The sequence below is a fragment of the Microcoleus sp. AS-A8 genome (assembly GCA_039962225.1).
Classification (GTDB): Bacteria; Cyanobacteriota; Cyanobacteriia; order Cyanobacteriales; family Coleofasciculaceae; genus Allocoleopsis.
In genome coordinates this window covers 1-3,487 of sequence record JAMPKV010000054.1, presented here as the reverse complement: position 1 = coordinate 3,487, position 3,487 = coordinate 1, and the positions used below count along the sequence as shown (strand labels likewise).

Here is a 3,487-nt window from a genome sequence, read left to right as displayed (position 1 = left end):
ACCCCGTTGAAGACAGATTCACTCAAGCGAGACATACCCGTTCTGCATCCGCTCAAAACTACCAATGCAATACCCGGCTCTGAATTGGATTGTTCTCGACGCTCTAAATTCCCCAACAGTTCTCCTAGTTCTTGAGCGCTGATATAGTCAGCCGTCCCATCTGACTGCTCGAACACTAGATAACCTTGAGGTTCTGCGAGTGGTACACCGCATTCACACTGAGTTGTACCTTGTTTATAAGCTTTCCTGCATCCCGCTTCATTACAGCGCTTGCCAAAAAAGCCATGACCATCAAAATGCAGAACGTGAGGAACTGCTGGTGTTTGGCGCTGTAGCAATCGTCTGCGGAAGACCTTCCAAGTTGGAGGTTCTAAAATTTCGAGTTGGATTATTCCTTGTTTTTGGGCGTCTTGCAGTTCGGATGCGATGGTGTCTCGCTCAACAGAAGGTAAAGATTTAAGTCCCATCCTTTCATCCCCTGCCCCAGACGAAATCAACAAGACGTTAAGGCGCTCAACGGAAGGTACATTGGGACGGGGACTGCGATAGGCAATATAGCGCGAGAAAGCCACGCCTTGATGGGCTAGAAACCCGTACTCGTTATGAAGCAACTCCCAAGGATAATCGGTTAAACGGACAGATTTCGGGTCATCTGCTGGAAACCTTAATCGAATATGCAACCAAGTGCGAGCGCGTTTAGCATCTGCTACCGCTGTCTCAATTACCTGCTGAATGCGTTGACCTAATATGTGATAAAGCCTACGCCCGATGGTCGCCAACCATTGAGGATGAAAAGCACTCTGCTGTGCTAGCAGAAGTTGCTCACGCACCATCCAAGCTTGCTCCTCTTGCGAAAAGCTCTGCTCATTGAACTTTGTTGACTCTAATAGCTTAACTACAGTGAAACGCCTGTCTGGGGCATCGGGAGTCTTACTATCTAGAAAAGGTAGAACGGGTTCGTGAGGAACTTCTCCTAATGAACCTTCCACACTCACTTTGAAGCCATCTTGTTTCCCTTCAATTGGATAGAAGCGCAGTTCCAGCAGATTCATTTACCCATTGCTCTGATTATTATTCACCCAGGTCTTCATTCAGATTGCTCTGTTCATCACCTTTAAAGAGCGCCTCTATACTCTTATTCAGTGCTGGTAGCACCTGTTCTGAACGCAGAGATTTGTAACCCTCCGTCAGATACTCTTTATCGAAGAGTGGCGACAGTTTCACCGTCACTTTATGAACATCATCTCGCCCCAATTCGCCACCCGCTTCAACTCCTACCTCACCGCCAGTTCCTAGTACATTGATTTTAATACCCCCTTTTGCACCTGCCTTGGCAGTCCGCTTTACAGTAACTTGTAGCTCCAGTTCCACAGACTCAACAAACAGGAAGGGAGCATCCTTATCCTTACCCGGTGCCACAGAAAGCAGGTCTTGTTTGACCTGTTGAATAAACTCAGCCAATCCAATCGAGCTGTTATCGTTGTCAGACATTAGTTTTTTTAACCAGGATTGCAGTTGATAGAGATAATGAACCGAACCAGCCAACGCCTTTAATTCACAATCAACTCAGTTGGCTTAGTTAACTGGTATCATTCCCCCTGTTCCGCCTCCGGAGGGGGGGTCTTTAGGCTCATTGTCCTTCTTGGGCGAAAATTTCGTTTCCCACAAACCTTGCAAATACTCTTTTAAACGTTTCTCTACTTCCTCAGATAGTTTTCGGAGAGCAGCATCTATATCCAACTTTGCCGTTTTTTGATCGTTTTTTCCATCCGATGCAATAACTTCCGCAACGCGGGGATCGACAGCGGCTTGAGGGAGCGATCTAATTAAAGGAATCACTGTATCGACAAGAACTCGAACTTCTTTTCTAAAGTGCCTAGAGTCGGTTTCTTCTAATAGATACTGCCTTTGAGATACCGCCGCCACGATGTTGTCCTTGAGACTTCCGTAGGCGGCTGTGTTAGTATCTTCTCCTTCGACCTGGCTAGTGCTGACGGTGCATTTGGGTCGGTTCTCGTTGATTGTTCTCAGAGCTTGGCGGATCGCCTCGTTTGAGAATCCTACTAGCAATCCATTCAGATCTTCGAGAAGCTTTTGGACGTTATTTGCGTAGTCCTCACCTTTGGCTTTTTCAGGGATATTACTGCCTTTTCCGTTTTTGAGACTAATCCGTTCATGACCGATATTTTCGACCCTGTTTATAATTTTTTTATCGCCTTTCTCTTCGCTGCTGATTGTACCCCGACTCTGCTGCACCACATGAGTCAACTCATGGGCAATCAACTCCTGTCCCCCTCGACTCCCCGGTTCATACGCCCCCTGCCGGAAGAACACATCCTGCCCCGTCGTAAACGCCTTCGCCTGAATCGATTGATTCAACTGGTCAGACTGAGCATCTGTATGTACCCTCACCTGACTAAAATCCGCCCCCATCGCCTGCCCCATTGACTTTTGCAGACTTGCTTCTATTGGCTTTCCACTTCCTTTTGCATTATTAATGGCAGATTCTAAATCCGTTGATGCTTCTCCTCCCGCGCTCACTTCTCGACTTTGAAGGATTGGCTTAGTCTGAAGTTCCTCTGGCTTTTCTTCCTGCCGTTGGAGAGCGGTAATCTCTGGTTTCGCCTGTACTTCCTCTTGATTTTCTTCCTGACGTTGTACCGACTGTCCTTGATTTGACTGGGCGGTTGTGGGGGCATGAATCTGTTCTACCACCTGGGAGGCAACCCGATCTGCTTCCTGTTCGTACTCGTCTCCTGGCTGCCCAATGGTCAACTTCGCTTGGAGCGGCGATGCTGACGACTGTTGCTCAAAGTTAAAAAGCGAACGCTTTCCCCCCATTGGCACCCCAGGTGTCCCATCCCTCCACATGGGTTGCAGTTGTGGGGCATCCTGTTCCCCAGGCGGATTAACCGGAATATTGGCAAAGTTATGACCAAACCGCTTGTCTGTTCCCTTCTGTGCCCCCAAAAATCCGCCATCCCCGCTTTCAGCCCCCCCCAGCAGCTCTTGCTCCTCTGGCGTGATGGTGCCATACTTCTCCTTAGTCTCCAGCAAGTGAGCCTCAAACTCATCCCGCTCAAACGCCTCATTCTCCATCTCTTCTGGCGTGGATTGTCCCAATGGCCTCAACTGTACCGGAGCCTCAAACGGGCGAACCCCAAACTGAGTCATCGGCTGTGGCGTGTGGGAACTCTTATTTTGGAATGAATGCGTTTTTTGGAATCCCATATTAACCCCCTGCTTCTGGTGTTCGTCGAGTGGTACAGTTGATGCCCCAGATTTTAGGGTGCCGTTGTGACACCCGCTTTATCGGGCAAGTAACAAAATGCGCTCTCCTCAAAAGAGGAGATTGCAATGAATTAACTATTGATATGGCTGAGTCAATTTTGACTTAATTGTATTGTCATAAAATCCAACGAATTTTAACACTTAACCCAATGACATCATTGAATGGAAACAACAAAAACGTTAGTGCATAAGCTTT

Annotated in this window: 3 protein-coding genes; all 3 read right to left on the bottom strand. The window is 47.9% G+C overall.

What is annotated here, in order from left to right:
• On the bottom strand, positions 1 to 1,052 hold a 1,052-nt coding region (locus NDI48_32090; protein ID MEP0835812.1), incomplete at its 3' end, for a CHAT domain-containing protein.
• A 19-nt stretch (positions 1,053 to 1,071) separates the two neighbouring features.
• Positions 1,072 to 1,491 (bottom strand): hypothetical protein, encoded by a 420-nt coding sequence (locus tag NDI48_32085; GenBank protein ID MEP0835811.1) that lies wholly within the window; start codon positions 1,489 to 1,491, stop codon positions 1,072 to 1,074.
• Between the two features lie 84 nt (positions 1,492 to 1,575).
• Entirely contained in the window at positions 1,576 to 3,231 is a 1,656-nt protein-coding gene (locus tag NDI48_32080; GenBank protein ID MEP0835810.1) for a DUF4157 domain-containing protein, read from the bottom strand.
• Between the last annotated feature and the right edge of the window lie 256 nt (positions 3,232 to 3,487).